Source organism: Bradyrhizobium sp. CCBAU 51745 (genome assembly GCF_028128715.1).
GTDB classification, from domain to species: Bacteria; Pseudomonadota; Alphaproteobacteria; order Rhizobiales; family Xanthobacteraceae; genus Bradyrhizobium; species Bradyrhizobium manausense.
In genome coordinates this window covers 1-23,279 of the sequence record NZ_LBJP01000081.1, presented here as the reverse complement: position 1 = coordinate 23,279, position 23,279 = coordinate 1, and the positions used below count along the sequence as shown (strand labels likewise).

Genomic DNA, 23,279 nt, shown 5'->3' with positions numbered 1-23,279 from the left:
TTAGAGCGTCGTATGTGACCAAACGTCGGTGGCTGTAGAGGCAGACGTAATAGCATCATTGGCTGCGCATCACGCCGTTGGGAAAGAGGCCCGCCATCGTCACGGCTCAACGGCTCCGCCTTGCTTGCGCGCCGCCGGTGCCTGGCAATGCTAGCCCCGATCCCTGGCGAGCTCGGCAAACACCCGCCGGAGATTGCCGTCGCCGTCCTTCAGAATGGTCTCCGCTTCGGCCCTGGTGACACCGAGCGCCAGAAGCACCGCCATCTTGACGTTGCCTTCGGCCTGCTCCAGCGCGCGTGCCGCGTGCGATGGATCGCGCTCGGCGATTTGCGCCACCATGGCCTCGGCGCGCCGCTTCAGCTTGGCATTGGTCGGCTGCATGTTCACCATCATGCCGCGATACACCCGGCCAAGACGCAGCATGATCCCCGAGGAGATCAGGTTGAGCACGACCTTCTGCGCGGTGCCCGCCTTCATCCGCGTGGAGCCGGCGATCAGCTCGCGGCCGGTCTCGATCAGGATCGGAAACTTGGCCGATGCCAGCAGCACAGTGCCGGGATTGTTGGCGACACCGATCGTCACTGCACCGCAAGAGCCTGCCTGCTGCAGCGCCGCGACGGTGAACGGCGTCGTGCCGCTGGCCGCGACCGCGATCACCACATCATGCGGCGTGAGCCGCGCGGCGTTGATCTGCGCGACCGCATCGTCGATGTCATCCTCCGCGCCCTCGATGCTGGTGACGAAGGCACTGTCGCCGCCGGCGACGATGAAGCGGACGCGCTCTTTGGGCCAGGCGAAGGTCGGCGTCAGCTCGGCGCCGTCCTGGACCGCAACGCGCCCCGAGGTGCCGGCGCCGACATAAACAAGGCGACCGTGGTCGCCCAGCGCGGTCTTGGCCGCTTCGGTCGCCGCGGTGATTGCGGGAAGGGCATGGCCGATTGCGGCAATCGCCGCAAGCTGCCCCTCCCACATCGCTTCCATCGCCGACGCCAGCGGCCATGCATCAAGGTCGGCAAATCTGGGATCGACGTCTTCGGTTGCCATATTGCTGATCCCAGCCTCAAACGCGGAACTTCGGAGCCTGTTCATGGTCAGTTTCTCTCTCCTGGGCAGGTCCAGCTTGGCTAGGTCAGCGCGGCAGCGGGTGTCGCCCCATCGATGCCCGATACCCGGTGCCTTTGTTCCCATGGGACGTTAACGCGAGGAACTAGCTTCGGGTCCCGAAACCCCTGCGTACACTAAGGAGCCGGATGGGGCGGGAGGCGCCTCACGAGTCCGTGACTGCGATTTTCGGATCAGCACCGAGGCGCCAAGCCGGTCTTCCGCCGCAAACCTTTGATGGTGCCGACATGCCCGGGCGAGCGGCACGACGCCCTGGGAGTCGTCGGCAAGGTTTATTGCATCGGACAGCTTGGAACTTGCTTGAAGAGGTCAGACCTGTGCGAAGCCACCGTCAACGAACAGCTCGGCGCCATTCACGAAGGAGCTCTGGTCGGATGCCAGGAATAGAACTGCCTCGGCGATCTCGCTCGGCAGCCCTACCCTTCCGACCGGCGCGACATCGCTGTGACCTTTCAAGAAGCCAGCCATCTGGTCTTCGGTCATGCCGAAACCGTCGTAGGCCGGCGTCGGCACCGTACCTGGGCTCACGACGTTTACGCGAATTTTCCTATTTCTCAGATCGACGCTCCAGCCGCGCGCAAACGACCTGATCGCGGCCTTGGTCGCTGCGTACACGCTGAACGCCGGAGTTCCCTTTATGGCCGCGATCGAAGCGTTTAGCACGATCGCAGATCCCTCGCCCATGAGGGGCAGGGCCTTCTGTACGGTGAACAGGGTTCCACGCACGTTAACGCCAAAAGCCTTGTCGAAGTGGGCCTCGGTTATCGTCCCTAAAGGGGCGAATTCGCCGAGGCCAGCATTTGCGAAGAGAATATCCAATCGTCCTTTGTCCTCTTTGATCTCCTCGAAGAGGCGATCAAGGTCGCCGAGATTGGCAATATCGCCCCTAATGCCCTTGGCGTTCGATCCGATCGCTGCGACAGCTTTCTCGAGTTCTGCCTGTCGCCTTCCTGTAATGAAGACAAACGCACCTTCCTTCGCGAACAGCTTGGCAGTTTCCAACCCGATGCCGCTGCTACCTCCGGTTATCAGTGCGATCTTCCCTGACAATCGATCCATGTCCGCCTCCGATTTCGGAGTGATTGGTGAATCCGATGACGCTTGCGGTCACACCCCTTCGTAGACCAGTCGGGTGAAGAAGGCGGGATCGATGACGAAGTTGCCGAACTTGGCGTCGAAGGCCGCCGTCGGTTTGGCCGCGACCGTTTCGTCCCGCGAGCGTCCCTGCTTCTTGAGTGCGGCGACGTTGTCGCGGATGCCCGCCAGCATGTCGCGGAATTCGCGGAGCTCGGCCCTCGTGCCGAGCGCCTTGCCGTGGCCGGCGATGATGATGGTCTCCTCGTTGGTCGCCGCGAGATTGGCATCGGAGGCTGCGATCATCCCGTCGATGCTGCCGCCGGTGGAGTAGTCGATGAATGGATAGATGCCGTTCCAGAACGTATCGGCTAGATGCGCGACATTCGCTTCGGGAAACGTCACCGAGATGTCGCTGTCGGTATGCGCGGGACCGTAGTATTTGAGGGCGATCGTCGAGCCATTGAGCTTGAGGCTGCGCTCGCCGGCGAACGTCTCGGTGGGAAGTCCGGCCGGCGGCAGCGCGAGAAAATTGTAGTCCCATTCCTCCACGCGCTGCACCTGGGACAGGTATTTTCGCGTGTTGTCCTGGGCGATGATCTTCGCGCCGGCCGCGTTGAGCCAGGCGTTGCCGTCGGTATGGTCGAAATGCCAATGGGTGTTGATCAGGTGTGTGATCGGTTCGGCGCCGAGTTCAGCAAGGGCCTTCGTCATTTGCGGGCGGGAGACGGCGATGCCGGCGTCGATCAGCACCTTGCCATCGGGGCCCGTCAGCACGGCTACTGTCCCACCGGAGCCTTCGAGCGCACAGATGCTGCCGCGCAGCTTGTGCGTGACGATCGGCGCCGAGGCGGCGCTGTCCTTGATCAGGCTTACGATGCCGCGCGCCTCAGCGAAGGCCTGTCGCGGCGTCAGCCAGGGTCCCGCGGCTGCGGAGGCCGCGCCTCCGATGCAGCACAGACAGAAGCCGCGCCGCGATATGGAATGCTGTCTCGAGATCATGGCGGCCTCAGCTCTCGATGAACGCGAGAAGATCGGCGCTGATGGTCTCGGCCTGCGTGGTCGGCATGCCGTGAGGGAAGCCCTTGTACGTCTTGAGCGTGCCGTTCTTCAGAAGCTTGGCGGACAGCGGTCCGGCATCGGCGTAAGGAACGATCTGATCGTCCTCGCTGTGCATCACCAGTACCGGGATGGTGATCTTCCCCAGGTCGGCGGTGAAATCGGTCTGCGAGAATGCAACGATGCCGTCGTAGTGGGCCTTGGCGCCGCCCATCATGCCCTGGCGCCACCAGTTCTGGATGATCGCCTCCGAGGGCTTCGCGCCCGGTCGGTTGTAGTTGTAGAAGGGTCCCGCCGCCACGGCGCGGTAAAACTCCGAGCGGTTCGTGGCGAGCTGCGCCTGGAAGTCGTCGAACACTTCCTTGGGAAGGCCGCCCGGATTGGCGTCGGTCCTCACCATCAGCGGCGGCACCGCGCTGATGATGGCTGCCTTGGCGACGCGGTTCTCGCCGTGACGCGCGAGGTAGCGCACCACTTCGCCGCCGCCCGTCGAATGACCGACATGGATCGCGTTCTGCAGTTCGAGCTGACCCGTGACCGCCGCGAGGTCGTCTGCATAGTGGTCCATGTCGTGACCATCGCCGACCTGGGAGGAGCGGCCGTGGCCGCGCCTGTCGTGAGCGATGACGCGATAGCCCTTGCCGAGGAAGAAGAGCAGTTGCGCGTCCCAGTCGTCGGCCGATAGCGGCCAGCCGTGACTGAAGACGATCGGCTGTCCCTTGCCCCAATCCTTATAGAAGATCTCGACGCCATCTTTGGTCGTGACGGTGCTCATCGTTGAACTCCCGTTTTCTGCGGCCGATCGGACCGGACTTCTTCACGGGTACCGCGTTGCAGCGCGGTCGCGCAGCCCCTAAGATCGAGAAGGAACTTCTCAAAGCTCGGAAAGGTGAGCCTTCCGTGGACCGCCTTGAAGCGATGTCGGTGATCATCGCTGTGACCGAGACGGGCAGCATCTCGGCCGCTTCGCGTCGCCTTAAAACCCCGGTGGCGACGGTCAGCCGCAAGGTCGCCGAGCTGGAAGCCCGGCTGAAAGCCCAATTATTTCAACGTACCTCCCGTCGGATGACGCTGACCGATGCCGGACGGTCTTATATCGACGCCTGCAAGCGTATAATCGAGCAGGTCGACGACGCCGAGCGGGAGGTGTCGGGGGAGTACCGAATTCCTAAGGGGGGCTTGGCCGTGACGGCGCCATGGGGTCTCGGCCATACGCATCTGGTGCCGTTGGCCATCGAGTTTCTCCAGGCCTACCCTGAGATCTCGCTGCGGCTGATGTTGACCGACCGCATGGTGAATACGACCGAGGAGGATATCGATATCGCGATAAGGATCGGGGCACTGCCCGACAGCAACATGATCGCGACCCGGATCGGTTCGATCCGCATCGTCGTTTGCGCAAGCCCTTCATACCTCGAGGCTCGGGGCCGCCCGCGGCAGCTCGCCGATCTGGCCGACCACGATTGCGTCACCATCGCCGATCGCGTTGCGCCGTCTGGCTGGCGCTTCGTGCGAGGCAGTCGGGCCAAGATAGCTCCGATCAAGTCGCGGCTGTGCGTCAACACCTCGGAAGCAGGCGTGATGGCCGCGATCGCTGGCGCCGGATTGACACGGGTGATGTCGTACAAGATGGACGCGGCAAAGCAGGCTGGAGCGCTTGCCATCGTGCTCGACGACTTCGAACCTGAGCCGCTTCCCGTCCATATCGTCTATTCTCCGCGAAAGCCCGTACCGATGAAGCTACGAGCATTTCTGAATTGGATGACGCCGCGCCTCAAGACGCGACTGGCGCTGGACTGACCTTCCGGCCGCGAGCCCCGGCTACGGGAGCCCTCGCTGACGAAAGCTCCAGGATCGCGGCAGACGGCGAAGCCGCCGGCGCCGTGCCTCCGTTGCGCGACCGCCTTCGCGAGAACGAGGTGGTGCAGACCTAGTTCATGCTGGTCTTCGACAACGAGCTACATGAACTGCACACCACCAGACGCTGGCGTGACCTGGCGCGGATGCCGCGTGCCGACTTCGAGGCGCAAGTCGAGGCATTCCTCAAGCCCGGCGGCACCTTGTCGGCGCGCGGGCGATGGCGGGCAAGGCCTAACGAATCGACTGATTTTGGTCGCACTACGGCTCGGATAAAGTCGGGAAATCGAGTCACTCTTATTCCGGAATCGAGTCACTCTTTCGGTGTCCGCACAACGAGCGAAGGCTGGTGGGCCCGGCAGGACTCGAACCTGCAACCAGACCGTTATGAGCGGCGGACTGTCGATCACCTTCGTTGATTTTGCTACGGATTCGCCTCCGTTCGATCGCGTTTGTTGCGTTTCGATGAGGTCGTTTCTGGTGCGAAACTGGTGCGGTTGCCAGTTCGCGGTTCCGAGGTGATTGGCCCACCAATCTCACCTTGGCGTCGTCCTCTCAAGGCTGAAACAGGGGTTCGATTCCCCTAGGGAGTGCCATTTCTTCCTAAGCGCCTGACATCGCTGGCACTACTCGGTGCTGCTTCTCCGTTTGCTACGTCTTCGTGCTACGGGAAGCGATGAATGCCGCGTGTCTCTCATCTGATTAGACGTAACGGAATCTATTGGTTCAAAGTTGACCTGCCCGACGACCTTGCGGGCCAGCCGCTTCCACCCTCGATCCCCGATACGATCAAGCGGTTAGAAAGCCCGGTCCGGCGTGGCCACCTCAAGACTGCGGTGTGGTTGTCGTTGAGAACTACGGTAGAGCGAGAAGCCAAGCAACGCCTTGGTGTTCAGATCGCGCAACATGAAACCGTGTTTGAGGTTGCGCGAGCCTTCTTGACCAATGGCAAGCGTGGCTCCCTACCGGCGACACAACTGGCTTGGATTGATGGCAGGGCTAGCCTGTCTCCTCTGAACCCCACTCCCGGCCTTAGCCCGAGCAGGACCACCAGCGCGGGACCTGTTGCGACCGAGGAGGGATTGACGATAACCCAAGCGTTCCATTGTTGGTCGCGAGGCGGCGGAGTGAAGGGCGCGAGGTCGCCCGCTCCGAACACGATCACCGAGGCTGACGCTGCCCGCCGCAGGTTCGTTGAGTTGTTCGGAGACCTCGCCATCCACCGCATCAACAAGGCTCATGGCCGTGAGTATCGAGAGGCAATTTCTCGCATGCCCAAAGGTCTACCAGCAGACATGAAGCAGCTCTCGCTGCCGGACCTCCTGCAACGCGATCTGAGTGCCTACGAACCGCGCTCTGCAACGACTATCAACAAATCACTGACTTTGCTGGGCGCAGTGCTTGCCCGTGCCGAACAGGACGGCCACTTCGATGGGACGGGATGGCGCAATCCGTTTGACGTGGCGTTCGACATCGATCCCGCCGATGAAGACTATTACGAGCCGTTCACCAGAGATGAGTTAAAGCTGTTGATGGCCAGCCCCGTGTTCACTGCGGGTGTGCGCCCTAAGCGGGGCCGTGGCGAGACGGCAAGGTGGGCACCCTTACTCGCACTATTTCAAGGTGCCCGCCGAACCGAGGTGATCCAGCTATTAGTTCAGGACATCGCCAAAGACCCGGACACCGATCTCTGGACCCTCCGCTTCGACCGCGAAGGTGACAAGAGGATCAAGACCCTATCGTCAATCCGGCGCGTCCCGATCCATCCTGAATTGGTGCGCCTCGGCTTCCTGTCATTCGTGGAGGAGCGCCGCAGCATAGTTGGCCCGCTGTCGAGCCTTTGGCCCGGATTTGAGGATAGGAGCAAGCTGGCGAGCCGCGCCAACAAGTGGAGCGAGTGGTTTAACGCCTACCTAGCTCAGCATGTCGTTGATGATCCGGTGAAGAAGTTTCATTCGTTTCGAGGCACGTTCAAACGGTTTGGCCGCGCTGCGGGTATCGATGAGGTCGTGATCAATCACCTTGTCGGGCATTCAAACCATGGTGTTGGCGCTCGCTACGGGCGTAGGCGTGACACTGATGGTGTCCGGGATAGCGGCTATCCGCTGCCCCGGCTAGCAGAGGAGCTTAGCAAAATAAGGTTCGATGGAGTGAGATTGTAGAGTTTGGCATTAACCCGCCTTCGGCAACGGATTACGAGCAAAGCGGCCTGGATTACCCCGGCCTTTTCCGACGACGAACCCGAACCCGGTGTCGTTCATTGCCTTCTGTACGAGAGGGTTTGAGAGATAACGGTTCTTGTTCTTTTGGAATGAGATGCCCGTCAGCCTTTCAAGGTCGGTGGTCGTTATTTCCATCGCATCCGTGCTGTAAAGAAGCGACATCAGGCCCTTTACGCCTCCATCCTTTCTCGTCCCCGGCTTGCGTTGGCTGACCAGCTTGGCACCGGGGAACATCCGCTCCTTGTGTCCTATCAGCCGGTCGAAGTCTGCCGTAACGTAAAGGCGTTGTTCGCCGCAGACGCCATCGCCGTCGATGTTTCTCGCATTGCCTCGCATCGCAAGCTGTTTCATGTGCCGAGACAGATGACCCTCTCGTATCCAGCGAAGCTCGCCGCTTCTTGGGTTAGGGGTTTGATAGGGGGCAAGGGCAGATGTCGTCGCCTGCTCCTCTTTCAGCCCCAAACTGGTGCCGACCATCGCTCGCTTGGGGACATGAAATTCGCCGAACAGGAACACCGCGGTAGCGTCTTTCCAGCGGTTCGAGCCTATGCCTGATCCCCAATGGATGAAGCACACCTTTCGTCCATCAAGATCAAATGGATCGGAGAAATCCCGATGGTCGTTCGGGAGGTATTCGTGATCCAATAGCCCCTTGTGGACTACGGCCAGCACCTTCTCACCAGGCTGACTGTTCTGTCTGATGGTGTCCACGATCCAACGGGCATACGGCTTTGCTAACTTTGCGTGCTTGATGATCTCACTGACGGTATGACCCTTCGGGATGTCCGGCTCGATGTGGGTGATGGTAAGATTGCTGAAATCGACTCGTGGCACCCGCACATGCTTACGGTTGTTGACAAGAAGCGAGACTCCATCGATGTCCGCTGTGGCATCGAGCAGTATTGTTCCCGGTCTTAGCGGCATGTTCATCTCGTAACCGACGAACCTCGCTCCCTTTCCAAACTCATCATAACGGGACAAGAAGGCGAAGCCCTTAGCCAGCGCTCGTCCGAAGCCAAAGACGTGCTTCACCTGGTCATCGGATGACGCGATGTAATCGTTGGCCTGTTCTGAGTTGAACCAAGCAAGGTCGATCTTCCCGGCTTGCAGTATCTCATCGAATGAAGCCTTACCGGCTGCGGACTGCCATACCGCCTCAAGGTGGTCGTGCAGTCTGGTCAGTTGAGCAACATGAGTTAAATTCGAGGTGTGCTTCTCCGCCAGCCTATCCCGGACTGTTTTGATCAGCCCGGTATCTACGTCGAAGATCGTAACGTCAGCCGCCTTTTCATCGACGAACGTCAGCCTGCGAGGTTTGCCGCGATACGTTGTCGCTTTTTCCGCTCGCGAGCCCATGTAGAACCTGTGGGTGGCAATGACGGCAGGGTAGTTCCCAAGATCATCCACCGAAAAACGGTGTTCGGGGACGAACCCGTGTTGTTGTTCGACGGCATCTCGCGAGGCCCGGCTGTCGTGGGCGCTGGTCCAGATGGCGACGTTCGCCTTGCCGAGAAGGGCTGACATCTCGCGGTAGATGTCCTCCGCCTGCTGGATCGTTTCGACAAGGAACAGTACCGAGCCCTCTGGGCAGACCTTGATGAACGCCTTGGCGAAAGCCTGCGTATAACTGGACTTGCCGCTGCCTGTCGGGGCGGACACGACCCTGTACTGAGCAACACCCCGGTCACTGTCCTCGATTGCGAGGAGGCCAGCAGCGAAAACGGACTGAGAAACCTCCCTGTCAAACTTCGTGATCTTGCGGTTGCGCAGTCTCGCCTGCTTCTGAATGGCCACTTCGTATGCGTTCTCTAATTGCGTGAGCATTAGTTGGTCCGGAGATGAACGGGATGAAGGGACGCGACAGCTAGGGTTTCAAGGTTGGGCCGCAAAACCTCCTCACCATGCTAAAGAAGATCAGCACGCTGAGGGGTTTTATGGCGTTCGTCTCCAGACAGAAGCGTGGCTAGGTGGCTGACTGCCACGGGTCAGCAAGGGAGTAGTGGGCCGTTTTCACTTAGACCAATTGGATATGCTTTCCTCTGCTACTCTGAACGTCTGAAAGATGCAGAACTCGACCGCATTCGACATCGTTGCGTGGAGGCCTTTCTCTCGCCAGGAAGACTCCAGCATCTTGCGAAGTTCCATGAGCTTTACATAAGTGACGTCGTCTAGCTCGGCTGAAATCCGGTGTGGCTTGAAAGCTGAGTTTGCCTCGCTGCTCATGAACTCTTTGATCTGGTTGTCCAGCACAGTGTTATTCCTAATGATTGATGGGATTGAAGAGCGTGAACCCTTGTTTCGCGCCCGCTCACGGCAGGGTGGATGCCTGCCCGTCGAAGTCGTGAAGCGCCGACATTCGTCTTTGAAAACGCAACTAGCTCATTCGACCTCCCCAAGCGCCTCGTAGTAGGCCAGCCGCTCCTTGCGCTGATCCTCCTCCTCACGCTTCTCAACTTGCGCCACCCGCACTCCAGCAGGGCCGAATAGTTCCACCAGCAAGCCACTGAGGTACTCGGCGGTTCTCGGCTCTAATTCCTTCATTGCCCGCCGCTCGCGACCATCGCTGGCCCCGCTCCAATGGGAGAAGCTGGTGCTGGAAAGAGTTCGCACCCGCCTCACAAGCTGAGTACGAAAGCCTGCCTCGTCCTTGAACAGGCGAGGGTCGTAATCCTGGAGCAGGTACATTGCGATAACGGTGACCGCGACATCCCGGCCTGACACCGTGTCGGCAAGTCGCAGTAGTTCCTTCATCCCTGCCCGCACATAGCGGTAGAGCGTTGTGGGAAGCTCTGCTCGCCATTTGGTGGTTACGATGTCCCACCGCTGGTCGAGGACGGCCCAGAGCTTGGCGTCAGGCCGCTTAGCGATCCGCGCCTGAACCTTCTCAATGAACGGCTTGAGGTCGCCCTTGCTGATCGTCCGTTGTTCTTCGTGACCGTGACGGCGTTTGCGAGATCGGTGTTTGGAGCATAGGAGTGAATGACCGGCGCGAGGATTCGCGCAGCCGTTCACACGGCAGCGTGGTTTCATTGTGGACCTGTTAGTTGCCCGGAAATGTGCGGCCATACCCCAACAGACAGACGCAACTGTCGTGGTAGGCGGGATCCAAGTTCCCGTTCGCGCGGGAGCTTACCTTTGCCCGGTCGATAGCATCAACGCAGGCAGTCGTCCAGAAAAATGTTGAAGTATCAATGACTTGTATCCATGTGTGGATAGCCTATCCATACGTGGACAGCATTTTCCAAATGAAACGATTTAGCTAGAGCGGCCGGGAAACGTCGCTCCAGCGGAGGGGCCTTCGACTACGCATGCCATCCTGATAATCGCCAAATGGACGAGCATAGCTAGCTTTCGCAAAATAAAATCAAGCAATCGGAGACAAAAATTCCGTTGCGCCGGAAAATCTCTTGTATTAGAAGAATAAAATCGAGCGGCGCTTGATATTTCTAGCTTTACGTAATCCAACTCACCAATTGAAAGGAACTGCACATGACGGACTATTCACAGAGGGAAATGGACCTGCTGACGGCCTTTTCCGAGCGTCTTAAGACCAAGCGAATTGGGGCCGGATACAAGTCCGCAAAGGAGTTCGCTGAGAAGTATGAGACCCGTATTGGAGTAGGGCCGGGCGGATATTGGCGGTGGGAGGCAGCGAAGGGCTGGCCCTCTCAGGCGCAGATCACCGTGTTGGCCGACATCCTCCAATGCGCGGTCTCAGACCTTAGGGAAGGTGAGCAGGCGGATGGGGTCAATGCCGACGCGGTCGAAGCAGAATTTCACCAGTTGGTGCAGCGTCTTCAGCGCATGCGGCCTAACGCAACGGTTACGGTGACGGTATCGTACGGGAAGGCGGCTTAACCATCGCATTGATTGGCTCATAGAGAACTCCGCTGATGCTGCTCAGTTGATCGCTCAGTGCTGTCTTAGAGCGAGGTTGAGCACGTCAGCGGCCTTGAGCGCTCGTCCCGCGCTGGAGGGTGCCGTGGCCTGGAACACGTGCGGCAAGCGCTTCGGCGTGTCGTGGCCCGTTTTAAGAAGTGATTTGTCTAACGGCCATCCTCTGCAAGCCAACTGCCTTCGCGACCTGACTGATGTTAATCGTGCCTTGGCTCGGGAGGGCCAACACCCCGTGAATTCCCTCATGTCCGCGGTGCTGTACCGACAGGGACCTTGAAGGCCAAGAGCTTCCGGACGACTAAGCGCCCTTGGCGAGAGGCAACCACCTTCGCAGTCGCTCTCTTCAATGAGATCGACGGGAAGTATCGACCGGGCCAAGATTGGTCATTAGAGGTGGCCGATGCAGCCAATAGGCCGGTCTTCTTCACCACCATATCTTCTAAACGAATGCCTTAGGACGCCCTCTACTCCCGCACCGACCCCGCTCCACCACTGTCAGGCCGCTTCGCCAAGCCCCTCAGCCTCTCCAGAAGTCCTTGAACCGCGTGGGCGATAGCTCCGTGTACCTGACGGTGTGCTGGATGTTCTTGTGGCCGAGATAGGCTTGCAGCGCTCGCGTGTCGTGACCCTTGTTCGCGAGGGTGAACCCGCAAGCATGGCGTAGCATGTGCGGATGAACCTTGAACGGCATCCCTGCCTCAACGCCCGCCCGTTCCATCATGCGAGCGAACCCCGCCGTGGTGAACGGAGCCGCTCGCTCGCTGGTGAACACGAACGACGACTTCGGCTCCTGCTCGCGCTGCAATCGCCGCAAGGCCCGTAGTTCATCGCCCATGATCGGGTGAGTGCTGGGTGTGCCTTGCTTGACCCTGCGAACGTGCAGGATGGCGCTGGCGAAGTCGATCTGATCCCAGCGCAGGTCCACTAATTCCGATACCCGCAGGCCGTGCCGCCATGCGACAAGGATCATAGTGCCGTCGCGGTGTCCCCAACGGTTGCCCTTGGTCGCTTGGATGAGCTTGTCCACTTCGGTTTCGGTCAGGTGTTCGCGGCTGCGCAGCTCGGCGTTGGGAGGGCGCTTGGGTGTAACTGTTCGTTTTTCGGTAGTTGGCGTGACCAACTTGAGGTGCGATTTCACCATGATTCTCTGCATCTATGCCGGAAGACTGTTCGTATAATAACCATTTTACGAACAGTTAGTCAAGGCATGGCGGCCACACTCCAGTATGCCCGTTGCGGACTGGTACAGCTTGGTAGAAAGCTCTTACGGGTTTGTACCAGCGGGAATAGATTTACCCGGCCATTGACATCCTTCGCCTCGGCCCACGGGGGAAAACCACCCCGAGAGCACGGACGCGACCTTCTGGCATTTTTGCCAAAAATCTGAGGCCACTTACGATTTAAGCAAAGGCTGTGGCGCGAGAATCTGATCCAGCACTTTCTTCATACCCGAGGGCTGGTAAGCCTTGTCCCTCATTCGGGCAATGATGACGTTTCGGAAGTTTTCATACTTGACCCCGCCACCGCGTCGCCCGATGAAAAGCCTCAAGATATCGCGCCCCCTGAAGGATGCCCTCCAGTTCCCATTTTCCAGATCACCTCGGAAACGCTCTTGATGCGACTTGCTCATTGCTTCCAGCGCCGTATCGGAAAGAGTGTTCTTGATCAATTCGTCGATCCTGTTCCGAGAAGCGGCAATGGCTTGAGAAATCGCCTGGCTTGGATTTGCCGATCTGGGGTCGATCTTCGTGTTGATCGCGGCGATTAGTTCGCGGTTGGCTGCATCTGAAGCATCATGCACCACAAGCGATGACAGGGTTTCCTCAGCGCAATTTAGAAGCTCTTTCTCGATTTCATGTTCTGACGGGACGGCCCTGCCTCCCAGAAGATCGTTCAATGCGCTCTTGATGAACTCAGGTACCAGCAGGTAATTTTCAATGTGATAGACATCCCACTGAAACTGTGTAGCTGCGCCACTCTCGCTCTTGTCTGAATCCTTGTCGGTTATCGAGTAGATTCGCATCGGCGGAAGCCGGTCTGCTTCCATTAGCGATTCCAGAAGCGCATGAAGTCCTCGTACTCGGGCCTTATTCGTTCCTGAGACGATGTTCACTCTTCCAAGTAACTCCGGAAACAATTCAGACGTCATCCGCAAGTCGAAATCGGAATCTTGCCCTTCAAGGATCACCACCTTAGCGCCCGGATTATACGCAGCTAGGTCGCCGACCATGTCGATGACTGCCCGTTCGAGGTCATGGTCAGCTTCAATTCGATGCGCTTGGTCCCGCTCATTTGGCGTGTGGGCGCTGGGTGTCATGTGGAAAACGGAGACGCCTTTCCGCCCAACGCTTTCCCGGAGGATCGCATCCGAATGAGTGATTAGCCAAACCTGATTGCTCAGCTCCTTCGCCAGATGTCGGTGATAGAAGTCGGGAAGGTTGCGTGTGAGCCTTGGGTTTAGATGTAACTCTGGTTCATCGAGGAGGACGACAGAATGTTTAGGGGCAGAACTGCGCAGTCGTAGGTAGCCGTACAGAATTTCCTTCTCCCCGGAGCTGAGGTCGTCGAGGTCGTGTGTTTCGCGGCCGCCTACTTTGACCGGAAAATGCAAGCTGCCATCTGGACGTGGCTGAGGTCCAAGAAATTCTTTTTCGGGAAAGAACGTTGCAAAGAGTTCTTTTAGTGTATCGGTGAGGGAGTTTTGCCCTTGCAGTTTGTTTCCGGCTTTCTCAGCGAGCGCCTCCCGCACGTACAAAGCCGCCATCTCACTTTTTACGTTCGCGTATTTTGCATTGTAGTTGTACAGCATGCTCTGCGCTCGCTGCTGCTCAATCGCCTCCAGGTTTACGTTGATCTGGTGAATTTGCTCGCGATTGAACATGCGATGAGGGCCATGGTAGTCAATGAGACCAACATGGTCGGGATCGAAATTAGTGAAGGCCAGTTCTAGGATTTTTGACGGATTGAATTGCGGTAGCTGACCCGGATGGATCGTTAGACTTGCAGCGATTGTCGGCTTTTCGATTTCAGCGTTGAACAGGTCCAAGTCAGCCTTTGTAGTTGCTTCAACCTCCGACTGGCGGCTCCTAAATTGAGCAGTAAACGGAGCAGCGTCCAAGCTACGCCAGCCGCCAAGCTCGGGGACCAGCGTCCTCCACACCTGCATCGTGATGAGCTGTTCCGCTCGCTCCTTCAGGTATTTCCGCTCTTCTTCGTGAAGTTCTATCTCGATTTCCAAGCGCAACGGCTTGGCGGGATCGTTGAACATCCTTGCAAACGCCAGCGGATCATTCGAGAAGTTGATTTGAAACTCGCCGAACCACTGATGAAATTCGTTGGGTTGGTAGCCTCCATAGACAGACTTGAGGAGGCGAATGGCGTCAAGGATGCACGATTTGCCCGACCCGTTCTGGCCAGCCAGAACGACCATTTCTCCGAGATCGCTCAAAATCGCCGACCGAACACCCCGGAAGTTTTGGACTAATACGCTTTTCAGCCTCACCCCAAAGTCCTTTTCATGGAATGCAGAAGGCGCATCGCGAAGGTCTAATGTGCCAAGTTTGTCATAGCACCTGCCTCGTTGATCAGACGGCTTTGTCCTCGCTGAATGGGGAATTAACCCTTGGTTGTCCACCGGAAATACACCTTTAACGATATTGCGGTCCCAAATTGGTCCCACTCAACCGAAGAAAGGTGCGACTTGCGCCCTTGGTAACCTGGGCATCCCGTGCAGCGTTAGAGGAAAGAGATTTTTGCTCAGAATCTATGGTTCCACTCGCGAATAACTCACGCACAGGAGTCGCCTAGTGATAGGGCTGTTGAGAATCGTTGGGTGGCGAGGGCGCTGTGGACGGCAAAGTCTATCTGATTACCAACAACCGGAACTCCAAAGTCTATGTCGGAATAACAAGACGTACGCCCGACTACCGGATGTCGATGCATGTGAGAGCGGCTGAGGCAGGCAAAGGGTCAGCCGCCTCTTTGCAGCAAGCAATTCGAGATTTTGGAGCAAGCGCGTTCGCAATTCAGCTCTTGGCGACCGCGAAGACTGTAAAGAAATTGGCGTCGCTCGAAGTTCATTACATTGGCATTCACGGTTCTCTCGCTCCCAACGGCTACAATCTGAATAGGGGCGGAGCCTTTCAGGAAGGTCCTCAGCTCAGGATCGTTGAGGGCGAGGAATACTGGAGTTTAGCAGAGCTTGCGGACGCCTATGACATCCTGCCTGTGACGCTACACAAGCGTATGCAGTCGGGCCGCTGGACTATAGAACAGGCGGTAGGAATTGCGCCACCTCCTAACCGGGAGAGAGGAGGCAAGGAGGTTACAATCGGCGGGACGCTATTCCCGTCACTGTTGGCGGCATGTAAGCATTTTTCAGTGGACAAGCGTATTGTTGACATGCGCATCAACCGGATGGGCTGGTCGCTAGACGAAGCTTTCGGCGTCATCAGCCGAAACACCAACGCCATCGTTGTCGCTGGCGAGGAATTTGCGAGCAGGCTGGAAGCATGTCGCGCATACGATCTAAATGACAAGATGGTCGACAGCCGATTACGAGGGGGTTGGACTATTGATCAGGCATTTAATCTTTCGGCTCCGCCCTTTTTTGAGAGAAAACAACCTAGCCGAAAGCCACGTTATTCAGTCGAATACGAAGGGAAGCTGTACCGAAGCTCGGCAGAATTGGCCAAGGCGTTCAATATAAATGCGTTTACGCTTGCATACCGGCTCAGACAAGGTTGGTCGTTGGATGCAGCCCTGGGCAAAGAGGCCGCTCCAGAGCGCAACGAGCGAGTGTCCTCGTTCGAGATAGACGGAAAGAAATACGTAGGCGCGGTAGAGCTGTCTGCCGCTTATGGTGTGTCCGTCTCCTCTTTCCGATTTCGCCAGAAGGCAGGATGGACACTGCGCCAAGCCCTCAACCTTGATCCGCCCCCCTCGAAAGCCAATGTTCACTACCTAGTCACGCGTCCCACTGGCGAGACCATCTATGTCGAGGACTGGACAGCGTTTGCCGTTCGGGAGGGCCTGCCGCGCAATGGGAGCGCATTGAGAGTCGTGGCCTACCGGGACAAATCGCATAGCTGGAAGGGTTGGGGCTGCCGCAAGGTTGACCGAGCTTCCGAAGATACTGAGACCGGCCCGCCTGACTGAGTCGGCGAGATAGGCGCGGTCCTCAACGGGTGCTGGCCACCTTCTTTACGTTGCTACGCTTCGCTGCTACGTTCTGTCCATTGGTGGACGGCTCAGACGAGAAGCACTCTGGGAAGCAAGGGCGGAGGGCCGTTTTCGCGGCTATGTCCTCTCCCTCACGCTCCCTTCGTCTAGCGGTTAGGACGCGGCCCTCTCAAGGCTGAAACAGGGGTTCGATTCCCCTAGGGAGCGCCATGATTTCAATAAGTTGCCAGCGCTCAGCCGAGATCGTCAAATATTCGTCGAATAAACGGTCGCGAATTTTGCATGTGACCGGCATGCGTGAAGATGGACGGCGATTCGTTCGCCGAAGGCGGACGGGCGTCAGGTGATCAGCCGGCGATCGTCGGCCAATCGAAGTCCAGCTTCGTCGCCCAAGAGCCCCGGACCAGGTCGTAAACGCCGTTTCCCCGCTTGAAGCGCAGCGTCGGTTGGCTGCGGACACTCGTCAGCTCTACCCGGTAATAGATGCTGTTCAGTTGGTGCGTGAAAAACTTGTTCAGGTTCTCCGCATTCTCCCGGGTGTAAAAGGACGCCAAGTCCTTAAGGCGAGCCCGGAGCTTGGCGACATTATCCTCAACATCCCGGAGAATGACTACGGCGGCGTGGCGCTGCCTCTCGGTCATCGAGCAGATGAAGTCCAGAGCTTCCTGCCCGTAGCTGCTGGCCGCCACCGAGGTCAGCAGTCGGTGGATGTGTTCAAGCTCCTTGGTCGGGTTGAAGTCCCTGACGACGGCGATGTGGCCGCTGAATGAACCGAAGATGTGGTCGCGCGTCCCAAGTTTTGAAGGAACTCAATACAGAAGCGTCCGAGTTCACTGCGGTATAAATCGTCAAGGTCATTCAAATTTGTCAAATCGCCGAGCTGCCCATCAGGGTTTAGCCACGATGAGACCATTTCGGCCGCGCGCTTTGATCATGTAAGTATCCAAGTCGGCGAGAGAACGACCGGGCTAGGTCTGATCTTATTTACTTATCCGGGGGAAGGCAAGGTGCCGTCCACTCTGCGCCAAATGACGGACGACGAAGCCAATCAGCTCGCCGATCTCATTATCGATTTTTGCTTTTCGGTAGCGCGCGCTCGGATCGAAGAAGCTCGCAAGTCGCGAAATTAGCCCCTAAGCGCGCCGATGTCGTGCTCCTCGTTGTGCATCCGGATGACACGGGCGACTTGTGGCTCGACACGGCAGCGGTTGCGCTTCAGATCATGACCAAGCGAGACATGGTCGCCGGGGCGGTGGTGTTCGAGCAGGATATTGCCGACGTTATCGGCATGGGTTTCCCTCTTGTCCCGATCGGCAAAGAAGATCGTGTCGTCTACATGTTTCGCGAAGGCTGGCGCTTTGGCTTGTTCTTCGATTTCAACCCTGATGCCGATTTTTCCGTAGAGGAAATGCAGCGCGACCTTGGCACGCTGCATCGCAGGCTGAAGTACCGAGACCTTTACGATGCGATCGCCGACCAGGCCGTGTTTTCACGGCTTATCGCCGCTGGCTGGTTTCCATTCGTAGAAATTCTCGGTCCCGAATTTGGGGAGCTCCTAAAGTTCAGCGAAGCCGGATTTGAGCTCGATGAAGTGGAAGCGAAGATCCTTGCGAAGTTCGACTCTGAGCGGATCGAGCGGATGTTCAGCCGGTGGATGGCGAAGGCGCATTTTGCCGGCAAGGAACGGCTTTTGCGCTCGGCGCTGAAATCCTTCGCGGAAGGCGACGCCGTGCCCGTGCTGAAAATTGCCTTGACTGAGATCGAAGGAATTTTGGGTGACGCCTATCGCAAGGTTTATGGGAAGGGCGCGCGGATCAAGAAGCTGCTTTAATTCGCGGTCGCGTCGGCGGAGGCAAAGGCGGGGCACCCGGATACACTCTTGTTCCCGGCCGCTTTCGCTCATTATTTGAGATTGCATACCTTTGCTGACTTCGATCCCGCGACTCGGACCGCCAATGCCAGCTCGCGCCATGCCGTCGGTCACGGTGCGGCAGCACCTGAAACCTATACGATGGTACGGGCACTTCAGGCCCTGCTTACCCTCGATCAATTGGCTTTTTACACTTGAAGCGCCCCTTTGTGAGAGGATAGGCGTGCTGGATGATCTATAAATAGATCACAAAGGCCGGAATGATCTATTTATAGATCATATACTTGACATCGGTTCTATTTTGGTCTATAAATAGATCATAAGGCTGCTTATGGCCTATTTATGGATCAGACGTGCCCAAGACCAACCGCCCTATCTCGCCCTATGCTGCGGATGCCGCGATCCGGCTGGGGCAGCTTATCCGTCGAGGACGCATTGACCGCCGCATGACCGTGGCTGCCTTGGCGGAACGGGCAGGGGTCTCGCGTGGCCTCATGCAACGCATCGAGGCGGGTGACCCCGGTTGCACCATTGGCGCCGTGTTCGAGGCCGCTGCGATTGTCGGCGTGCGCCTGTTCGATGCGGGCCGGGTAACGATGTCGCGCGACGTCGAGTCCACCCGCGAAGTGATGGCCTTACTTCCCAAAGCAATCCGCCGCCACCGAACCGAGCCTGACGATGACTTCTGAGCAAAAACATACTCAAGCCTATGTATGGGTTTGGTTGCCGGACAGCACGCAACCTGTCGTCGCGGGTCTTTTGTCCGCGAGCGGCAAGCAACTCGTCTACAATTACGGGCAGAGCTATCTCCGCCGCAACAATGCCATCCCGCTTTATGAGCCGGAATTGCCGCTCAAGAGCGGCGTCCTTCCGCTCCTGAACGGGCTCAACATGCCCAACTGTATTCGCGACGCCGCGCCCGACGCGTGGGGCCGCCGCATCATCATCAACCGCAAATTCGGATCGGGCGGAAAAGATGTCGATCCCGGCCCCCTTGACGAACTAACCTATCTTATGGAGTCCGGGTCGGACCGCATCGGCGCGCTCGATTTTCAGGCGTCGGCGTCAAACTACGTGCCGCGCGAGAGCGCGGAAGTGTCGCTTGATGAACTTTTGAACGCCGCCACGCTGGTTGAAAAAGGCGTACCGCTGACGGCTGAACTCCATCGCGCGCTGCTCCATGGCAGCTCCATCGGCGGAGCGCGGCCAAAAGCCATGATTACGTCCGGCAACAAGAAATTCGTGGCGAAGTTCTCGTCCCAGAACGACCTCTTCGGCGTGGTGAAAGCCGAATTCATCGCCATGCGCCTCGCATCCCTCGTCGGTCTTACCGCCGCGCCCGTTGCCCTCAAGCGCGCCGCCGGAAAGGACGTGCTGCTGATCGAGCGCTTCGACCGTGAAAAAGCCCCGGAAGGCTGGCGCCGCAAGGCCATGGTGTCGGCGCTCACGCTGCTGGAGCTCGACGAAATGATGGTCCGCTACGCGAGCTACGAGCAGCTTGCGACCGTCATTCGTCACCGCTTCACGTCGCCCAAAGAGACCTTGAAAGAACTCTTTGGCAGGCTCGTGTTCAACATCCTGTCCGGCAACACTGACGACCACGCGCGAAACCATGCTGCGTTCTGGAATGGTACGGAGCTTACGCTCACGCCCGCCTACGATATCTGTCCGCAGAACCGCACGGGTGGGGAGGCATCGCAGGCCATGCTCATCATGGGGCAGGAGCGTGCGAGCCAGATCGCACTTTGCCTGCAAGCCGCGCCCTTGTTCCTGCTTAATGAGGGGGAGGCGATCCTTATCGCGACCGTGCAAATCAAGACCATCAAGGAACGCTGGACGCAGGTATGCGACGAGGCCACGCTCAGCGAGGTTGACCGGAATTTCCTGTGGCGCCGCCAGTTCTTCAATCCCTATGCGTTCATCGACGCGCCGGAAGCTATCACGCGCCTCGTCGGTTAGCGGAGCAGCCCGCGCATCGTGCGACTGGCGAATCGCCCCGGTCGATCCGAGCCATGCCTTACCGCAAACGTTCAATCGTAGGCCATGCGATAGTCCCGGAGCACAGGATTTGACCCAACGCGCGAGCGGCCTTGTTCAGGGATTGGCAGCTCTAGGGCGGTCAAGAGATAGCAGAGCGATTCCATCGCTCGCGTCGATTTTGAGAAGGCGCGGAATTGCGCGTCGCTCTCCGGATTGAAGTGGCCGTGCGCGCTCTTGCCGCGAAAACTGATTGCGCGCTTGAGATGCTCGACGGCCTCCTCGGGGATGACGCCTTTGCCGAACCTGGCTTCGACGGTGCCGATAAGACGCTTGAATTGCTGCTCGGCGGTTTCCGCCCTGATCCACCGGATCGCGCCCGCGACGCGCTCGCCGATTGTTGGATCGTGACCGAGCTCCTGGGCTTTCGCTGCGGCAACGGCGGCGATCGCGTCGACATCCGAAGCGGAGAGCACCGGCTGCGCCTTGCCGATCGGGATGTCTTCAAACCATCGGCACGCGTTCAGAAGCCGTTCCGAGGAGACGACGTTCTTCAAGCCGAATGCGGTCATCATAAGCGCGCTAGGCCGCCGCCACGACGATGCCCGGTTCATCCACGCCACAAGGCATGCGCGGAAGGCGCCAAGTTCCTGATCGTCCCAACATCGTACCGGCGAACCGCCGACCCAGAGATCGCGATTGTCGACCTCGGCTTCCGGCCAAACGTAGTGGACCTTATGGTCGCCAGGATATTCGTGCTTTTCGATGGCTTCCATCATCTCTGCGAAGGAAAGGCGGTCGATCCGGATCGCCGATGGCGTGAGCTGCACGCCGAAGCAGAACGACAGGAAATTCACGTAATCCGACACGAACCCTATGTAGTCCCGGATGTTCTGCGGTTGCTCGAATTCGAGCCCGAAGGTCGGCCAAATCTCCTTCGGCCCCTCCAGCTCCATGCCGTAGGTCGCGCCATACCAAGCCCGCACCGTCATGCCTTGTGCCGCATCGTTGAAGATCGTTAGCTCATCTTCCCCGGGAAACCGCGTGCGGCCGATCGTCTTGACCTTGCCGTTGTGGCGCATCAACTGGTTCGTGTGCTTCACGTTGAATGAGACCTGCCTGACCCCGTCTTCCGCCGTCCACGCGTCGTGGCCGACAACCGCGACATTGGAGAGGATCTCTTGGTGGTAGGTGCGCCGCTGCGGCGGCATGTTCCGCGTAGACGTTCCGGCGATGGTTGTGACGTTCGAATGCAGCGAGACGATTTCGTTCGTCGCGGTTTGCAAGAAGACAGGCTCTTCACCTTCGATATGGAAGTGATCGGTATAGCTATAGATATCGGCGCGGAGCTCGTCGTCTGAAACGAGGACCGTTCCGGTGAGCCTCTCGCCGGTAACAAGCTCGACACAGTGCAGAGGCTTTGCGCTTTCGATCTTCGGCATGGACCTATCCTGGAATCAGGACCTCCTCTTCAGTTATCAATTTTGTCTTCGCTTTCAAGCCAACGGTCAACTCGCTGCTTTTAGGGCGCGTGCGGCGGGGCCGCACCGGGAGGCTCTCGTGTTGGGGTGGACGGCCCCCTTCCGCCATACTGCGTGGCAAGATGAGGTCGTCGCTGACCTCGCACGAAGGAGCCTCCCGTGGAAACGATTGTTCGCATCGGTTTGGATACGTCAAAGAGTGTATTTCAGCTGCATGGCGTTGATGGCACCGAGCAGCCGGTTTTGCGGCGTAAATTGAGGCGCGGGCAGGTTTTGGAGTTCTTCAGGCGTTTGCCGCCTGCGCTTGTGGCTCTGGAGGCCTGCGGGGCATCGCACTATTGGGCGCGGGAGCTGCAATCGCTCGGGCATGAAGTGGCGATGATCCCACCGCAATATGTCAAACCCTATGTGCAGCGCGGGAAATCCGACGCTGCGGACGCGGAAGCGATTTGCGAGGCGGCAAGCCGGCCGAAACTGCGCAAGAACTTTGTACCTATCAAAAGTCCTGAGCAACAGGGCGCACAAATGTTGGCGCGTGTGCGCAACCAGTTCATCGGCAGGCGGACCCAACTCGCCAACTCAATCCGCGGCTACGCCGCGGAATTCGGCTTTACCGCGCCCAAGGGGCTTTCGCGGCTTCAACAATTGCTGATCAATATCAAGGCCGATGCAACAGTCCCCGACTTGGCGAAGGAGTTGGTGGACGCCTTGGCAGCAGAACTGGCGCGCGTCGACGACCAGATCGCCAAGCTCGACAAGAAGCTCATGCAACTCCACCGAAGTAACGAGATGAGCCGACGGCTGGCGGCTATCCCGGGCGTCGGTCCGATCGGTGCGACGCTGCTTTCGATCAAGGTCGTGGATGCACGCGGGTTCAAGTCGGCAAGAAACTTCGCCGCCTGGCTCGGCCTGACACCAAAGAATCACTCGACGGCCGGAAAGAACAGGCTGGGCGTGATTACACGCGCCGGCGACGGCATGTTGCGAACCGTTTTGGTGGCTGGCGCGACGGCTGTGATCGCAGATATGCGCCGACGGGAGACACGCTCCTGGCCCTGGCTGAAAGACATCATCGCACGCAAGCCGCCGAAGCTCGTGGCCATAGCCTTGGCAAACAAGCTGGCGCGGATTGCCTGGAAACTGATGGTCAGCGGCGAGCGGTATCGGCCCGCAAGCAACGTCGCGCAGATGCCGACATAGACTTGAACGAAATGCAGAGCTTGGCGCCAGACCGGCAGGTTTGACGCTGAGGGCGGAACTTGCAGGACAGGAAGAGGTGGTACGTTCGGCGCAAGCCGGTCAGTGAAATGCTCCGCTCGGTTTACCGGCAGAAAATGCCGCTCTCGTGTTTGGATCTCACTGTCCGCGAAGCCCATCTTGGCCGGTGGTCGCAAGACCCGAAAACAGGTCGGACATATGAGCGCAAGCGATCCGAGCATGCTGCCAGAGCCGTTCTTGCAAGTCGGGGGCCAATGGTATGGACCCCGCCCTTGCCGCGGTGGAATCTCGAGCGTCAAGTGCAGTGAAGGAGGATATCAT

At 58.5% G+C, this 23,279-nt stretch carries 20 protein-coding genes and 1 tRNA gene; 10 read left to right on the top strand and 11 right to left on the bottom strand.

Annotation, left to right across the window (positions count from 1 at the left end; all coding sequences use genetic code 11):
- Positions 1-150: 150 nt before the first annotated feature.
- The 4 genes from XH98_RS22235 to XH98_RS22220 all read right to left on the bottom strand — a co-directional run bounded on the left by XH98_RS22235 (position 151) and on the right by XH98_RS22220 (position 4,030).
- Positions 151-1,089, bottom strand: a complete 939-nt coding sequence (locus tag XH98_RS22235) for an N-acetylmuramic acid 6-phosphate etherase (protein WP_271619947.1) — start codon at positions 1,087-1,089, stop codon at positions 151-153.
- A gap of 342 nt (positions 1,090-1,431) precedes the next feature.
- Complete coding sequence (locus XH98_RS22230) at positions 1,432-2,181, bottom strand: SDR family oxidoreductase (protein WP_271598526.1); 750 nt, start codon at positions 2,179-2,181, stop codon at positions 1,432-1,434.
- Positions 2,182-2,229: 48 nt separating this feature from the next.
- On the bottom strand, positions 2,230-3,198 hold the full coding sequence (locus XH98_RS22225; protein WP_442868623.1) for an MBL fold metallo-hydrolase: 969 nt from the start codon (positions 3,196-3,198) through the stop codon (positions 2,230-2,232).
- Positions 3,199-3,205: 7 nt separating this feature from the next.
- Positions 3,206-4,030, bottom strand: a complete 825-nt coding sequence (locus XH98_RS22220) for an alpha/beta fold hydrolase (protein WP_271598525.1) — start codon at positions 4,028-4,030, stop codon at positions 3,206-3,208.
- A gap of 125 nt (positions 4,031-4,155) precedes the next feature.
- Between XH98_RS22220 and XH98_RS22215 the strand changes: the two genes are divergently transcribed.
- From XH98_RS22215 to XH98_RS22205, 3 genes are all read left to right on the top strand, one after another.
- On the top strand, positions 4,156-5,055 hold the full coding sequence (locus XH98_RS22215) for a LysR family transcriptional regulator (RefSeq protein ID WP_271598618.1): 900 nt from the start codon (positions 4,156-4,158) through the stop codon (positions 5,053-5,055).
- Between the two features lie 137 nt (positions 5,056-5,192).
- Positions 5,193-5,531, top strand: a complete 339-nt coding sequence (locus tag XH98_RS22210; RefSeq protein WP_271619946.1) for a hypothetical protein — start codon at positions 5,193-5,195, stop codon at positions 5,529-5,531.
- A gap of 261 nt (positions 5,532-5,792) precedes the next feature.
- Positions 5,793-7,274 carry a site-specific integrase gene (locus XH98_RS22205; RefSeq protein WP_271619945.1) on the top strand — a complete coding sequence of 494 codons (1,482 nt, stop codon included), beginning with the start codon at positions 5,793-5,795 and terminating at the stop codon, positions 7,272-7,274.
- A gap of 9 nt (positions 7,275-7,283) precedes the next feature.
- On the opposite strand, the gene XH98_RS22200 is transcribed toward XH98_RS22205, so the two are convergent.
- From XH98_RS22200 to XH98_RS22190, 3 genes are all read right to left on the bottom strand, one after another.
- Positions 7,284-9,158 carry a DEAD/DEAH box helicase family protein gene (locus XH98_RS22200; RefSeq protein ID WP_271619944.1) on the bottom strand — a complete coding sequence of 625 codons (1,875 nt, stop codon included), beginning with the start codon at positions 9,156-9,158 and terminating at the stop codon, positions 7,284-7,286.
- Positions 9,159-9,344: 186 nt separating this feature from the next.
- A complete protein-coding gene (locus tag XH98_RS22195; protein ID WP_271619943.1) occupies positions 9,345-9,584 on the bottom strand; it encodes a hypothetical protein in 240 nt (79 codons plus the stop codon).
- Positions 9,585-9,713: 129 nt separating this feature from the next.
- Positions 9,714-10,364, bottom strand: a complete 651-nt coding sequence (locus XH98_RS22190) for a hypothetical protein (RefSeq protein WP_271619942.1) — start codon at positions 10,362-10,364, stop codon at positions 9,714-9,716.
- Between the two features lie 459 nt (positions 10,365-10,823).
- Between XH98_RS22190 and XH98_RS22185 the strand changes: the two genes are divergently transcribed.
- The gene (locus XH98_RS22185) at positions 10,824-11,192 is read left to right on the top strand and encodes a helix-turn-helix domain-containing protein (protein WP_271619941.1); all 369 of its coding nucleotides are present in this window, start codon (positions 10,824-10,826) and stop codon (positions 11,190-11,192) included.
- Positions 11,193-11,748: 556 nt separating this feature from the next.
- Here XH98_RS22185 and XH98_RS22180 read toward each other — a convergent pair.
- The gene (locus tag XH98_RS22180) at positions 11,749-12,372 is read right to left on the bottom strand and encodes a tyrosine-type recombinase/integrase (protein ID WP_271619940.1); all 624 of its coding nucleotides are present in this window, start codon (positions 12,370-12,372) and stop codon (positions 11,749-11,751) included.
- A gap of 252 nt (positions 12,373-12,624) precedes the next feature.
- Positions 12,625-14,733, bottom strand: a complete 2,109-nt coding sequence (locus XH98_RS22175) for an ATP-binding protein (RefSeq protein WP_271619939.1) — start codon at positions 14,731-14,733, stop codon at positions 12,625-12,627.
- Between the two features lie 344 nt (positions 14,734-15,077).
- Between XH98_RS22175 and XH98_RS22170 the strand changes: the two genes are divergently transcribed.
- Together XH98_RS22170 and XH98_RS22165 are read left to right on the top strand one after the other, a co-directional pair.
- Positions 15,078-16,388 carry a GIY-YIG nuclease family protein gene (locus XH98_RS22170; protein WP_271619938.1) on the top strand — a complete coding sequence of 437 codons (1,311 nt, stop codon included), beginning with the start codon at positions 15,078-15,080 and terminating at the stop codon, positions 16,386-16,388.
- Between the two features lie 159 nt (positions 16,389-16,547).
- Positions 16,548-16,622: transfer RNA gene (locus XH98_RS22165), tRNA-Glu, on the top strand.
- A gap of 137 nt (positions 16,623-16,759) precedes the next feature.
- Here XH98_RS22165 and XH98_RS22160 read toward each other — a convergent pair.
- Positions 16,760-17,101: a hypothetical protein gene (locus tag XH98_RS22160; protein WP_271619937.1), complete on the bottom strand. Its 342-nt coding sequence runs from the start codon at positions 17,099-17,101 to the stop codon at positions 16,760-16,762.
- Between the two features lie 497 nt (positions 17,102-17,598).
- On the opposite strand from XH98_RS22160, the gene XH98_RS22155 reads away from it, so the two are divergent.
- The 3 genes from XH98_RS22155 (at position 17,599) to XH98_RS22145 (ending at position 20,241) form a co-directional block, all read left to right on the top strand.
- Entirely contained in the window at positions 17,599-18,243 is a 645-nt protein-coding gene (locus tag XH98_RS22155) for a hypothetical protein (protein WP_271619936.1), read from the top strand.
- A gap of 392 nt (positions 18,244-18,635) precedes the next feature.
- Entirely contained in the window at positions 18,636-18,971 is a 336-nt protein-coding gene (locus tag XH98_RS22150) for a helix-turn-helix transcriptional regulator (protein WP_271619935.1), read from the top strand.
- Entirely contained in the window at positions 18,961-20,241 is a 1,281-nt protein-coding gene (locus XH98_RS22145) for a type II toxin-antitoxin system HipA family toxin (RefSeq protein WP_271619934.1), read from the top strand. The genes XH98_RS22150 and XH98_RS22145 overlap by 11 nt, the downstream gene beginning before the upstream one ends.
- Positions 20,242-20,312: 71 nt before the next feature.
- On the opposite strand, the gene XH98_RS22140 is transcribed toward XH98_RS22145, so the two are convergent.
- Positions 20,313-21,701: a hypothetical protein gene (locus tag XH98_RS22140; protein ID WP_271619933.1), complete on the bottom strand. Its 1,389-nt coding sequence runs from the start codon at positions 21,699-21,701 to the stop codon at positions 20,313-20,315.
- 198 nt (positions 21,702-21,899) lie between these two features.
- Between XH98_RS22140 and XH98_RS22135 the strand changes: the two genes are divergently transcribed.
- A complete protein-coding gene (locus XH98_RS22135) occupies positions 21,900-22,940 on the top strand; it encodes an IS110 family transposase (RefSeq protein ID WP_271619932.1) in 1,041 nt (346 codons plus the stop codon).
- Positions 22,941-23,279 lie beyond the last annotated feature (339 nt).

Coding starts and splice junctions, on each gene's coding strand:
- XH98_RS22235 (WP_271619947.1), bottom strand. CDS start 1,089: ATGAACAGGCTCCGAAGTTCCGCGTTTGAGGCTGGGATCAGCAATATG.
- XH98_RS22230 (WP_271598526.1), bottom strand. CDS start 2,181: ATGGATCGATTGTCAGGGAAGATCGCACTGATAACCGGAGGTAGCAGC.
- XH98_RS22225 (WP_442868623.1), bottom strand. CDS start 3,198: ATGATCTCGAGACAGCATTCCATATCGCGGCGCGGCTTCTGTCTGTGC.
- XH98_RS22220 (WP_271598525.1), bottom strand. CDS start 4,030: ATGAGCACCGTCACGACCAAAGATGGCGTCGAGATCTTCTATAAGGAT.
- XH98_RS22210 (WP_271619946.1), top strand. CDS start 5,193: ATGCTGGTCTTCGACAACGAGCTACATGAACTGCACACCACCAGACGC.
- XH98_RS22205 (WP_271619945.1), top strand. CDS start 5,793: ATGCCGCGTGTCTCTCATCTGATTAGACGTAACGGAATCTATTGGTTC.
- XH98_RS22200 (WP_271619944.1), bottom strand. CDS start 9,158: ATGCTCACGCAATTAGAGAACGCATACGAAGTGGCCATTCAGAAGCAG.
- XH98_RS22190 (WP_271619942.1), bottom strand. CDS start 10,364: ATGAAACCACGCTGCCGTGTGAACGGCTGCGCGAATCCTCGCGCCGGT.
- XH98_RS22185 (WP_271619941.1), top strand. CDS start 10,824: ATGACGGACTATTCACAGAGGGAAATGGACCTGCTGACGGCCTTTTCC.
- XH98_RS22180 (WP_271619940.1), bottom strand. CDS start 12,372: ATGGTGAAATCGCACCTCAAGTTGGTCACGCCAACTACCGAAAAACGA.
- XH98_RS22145 (WP_271619934.1), top strand. CDS start 18,961: ATGACTTCTGAGCAAAAACATACTCAAGCCTATGTATGGGTTTGGTTG.
- XH98_RS22140 (WP_271619933.1), bottom strand. CDS start 21,701: ATGCCGAAGATCGAAAGCGCAAAGCCTCTGCACTGTGTCGAGCTTGTT.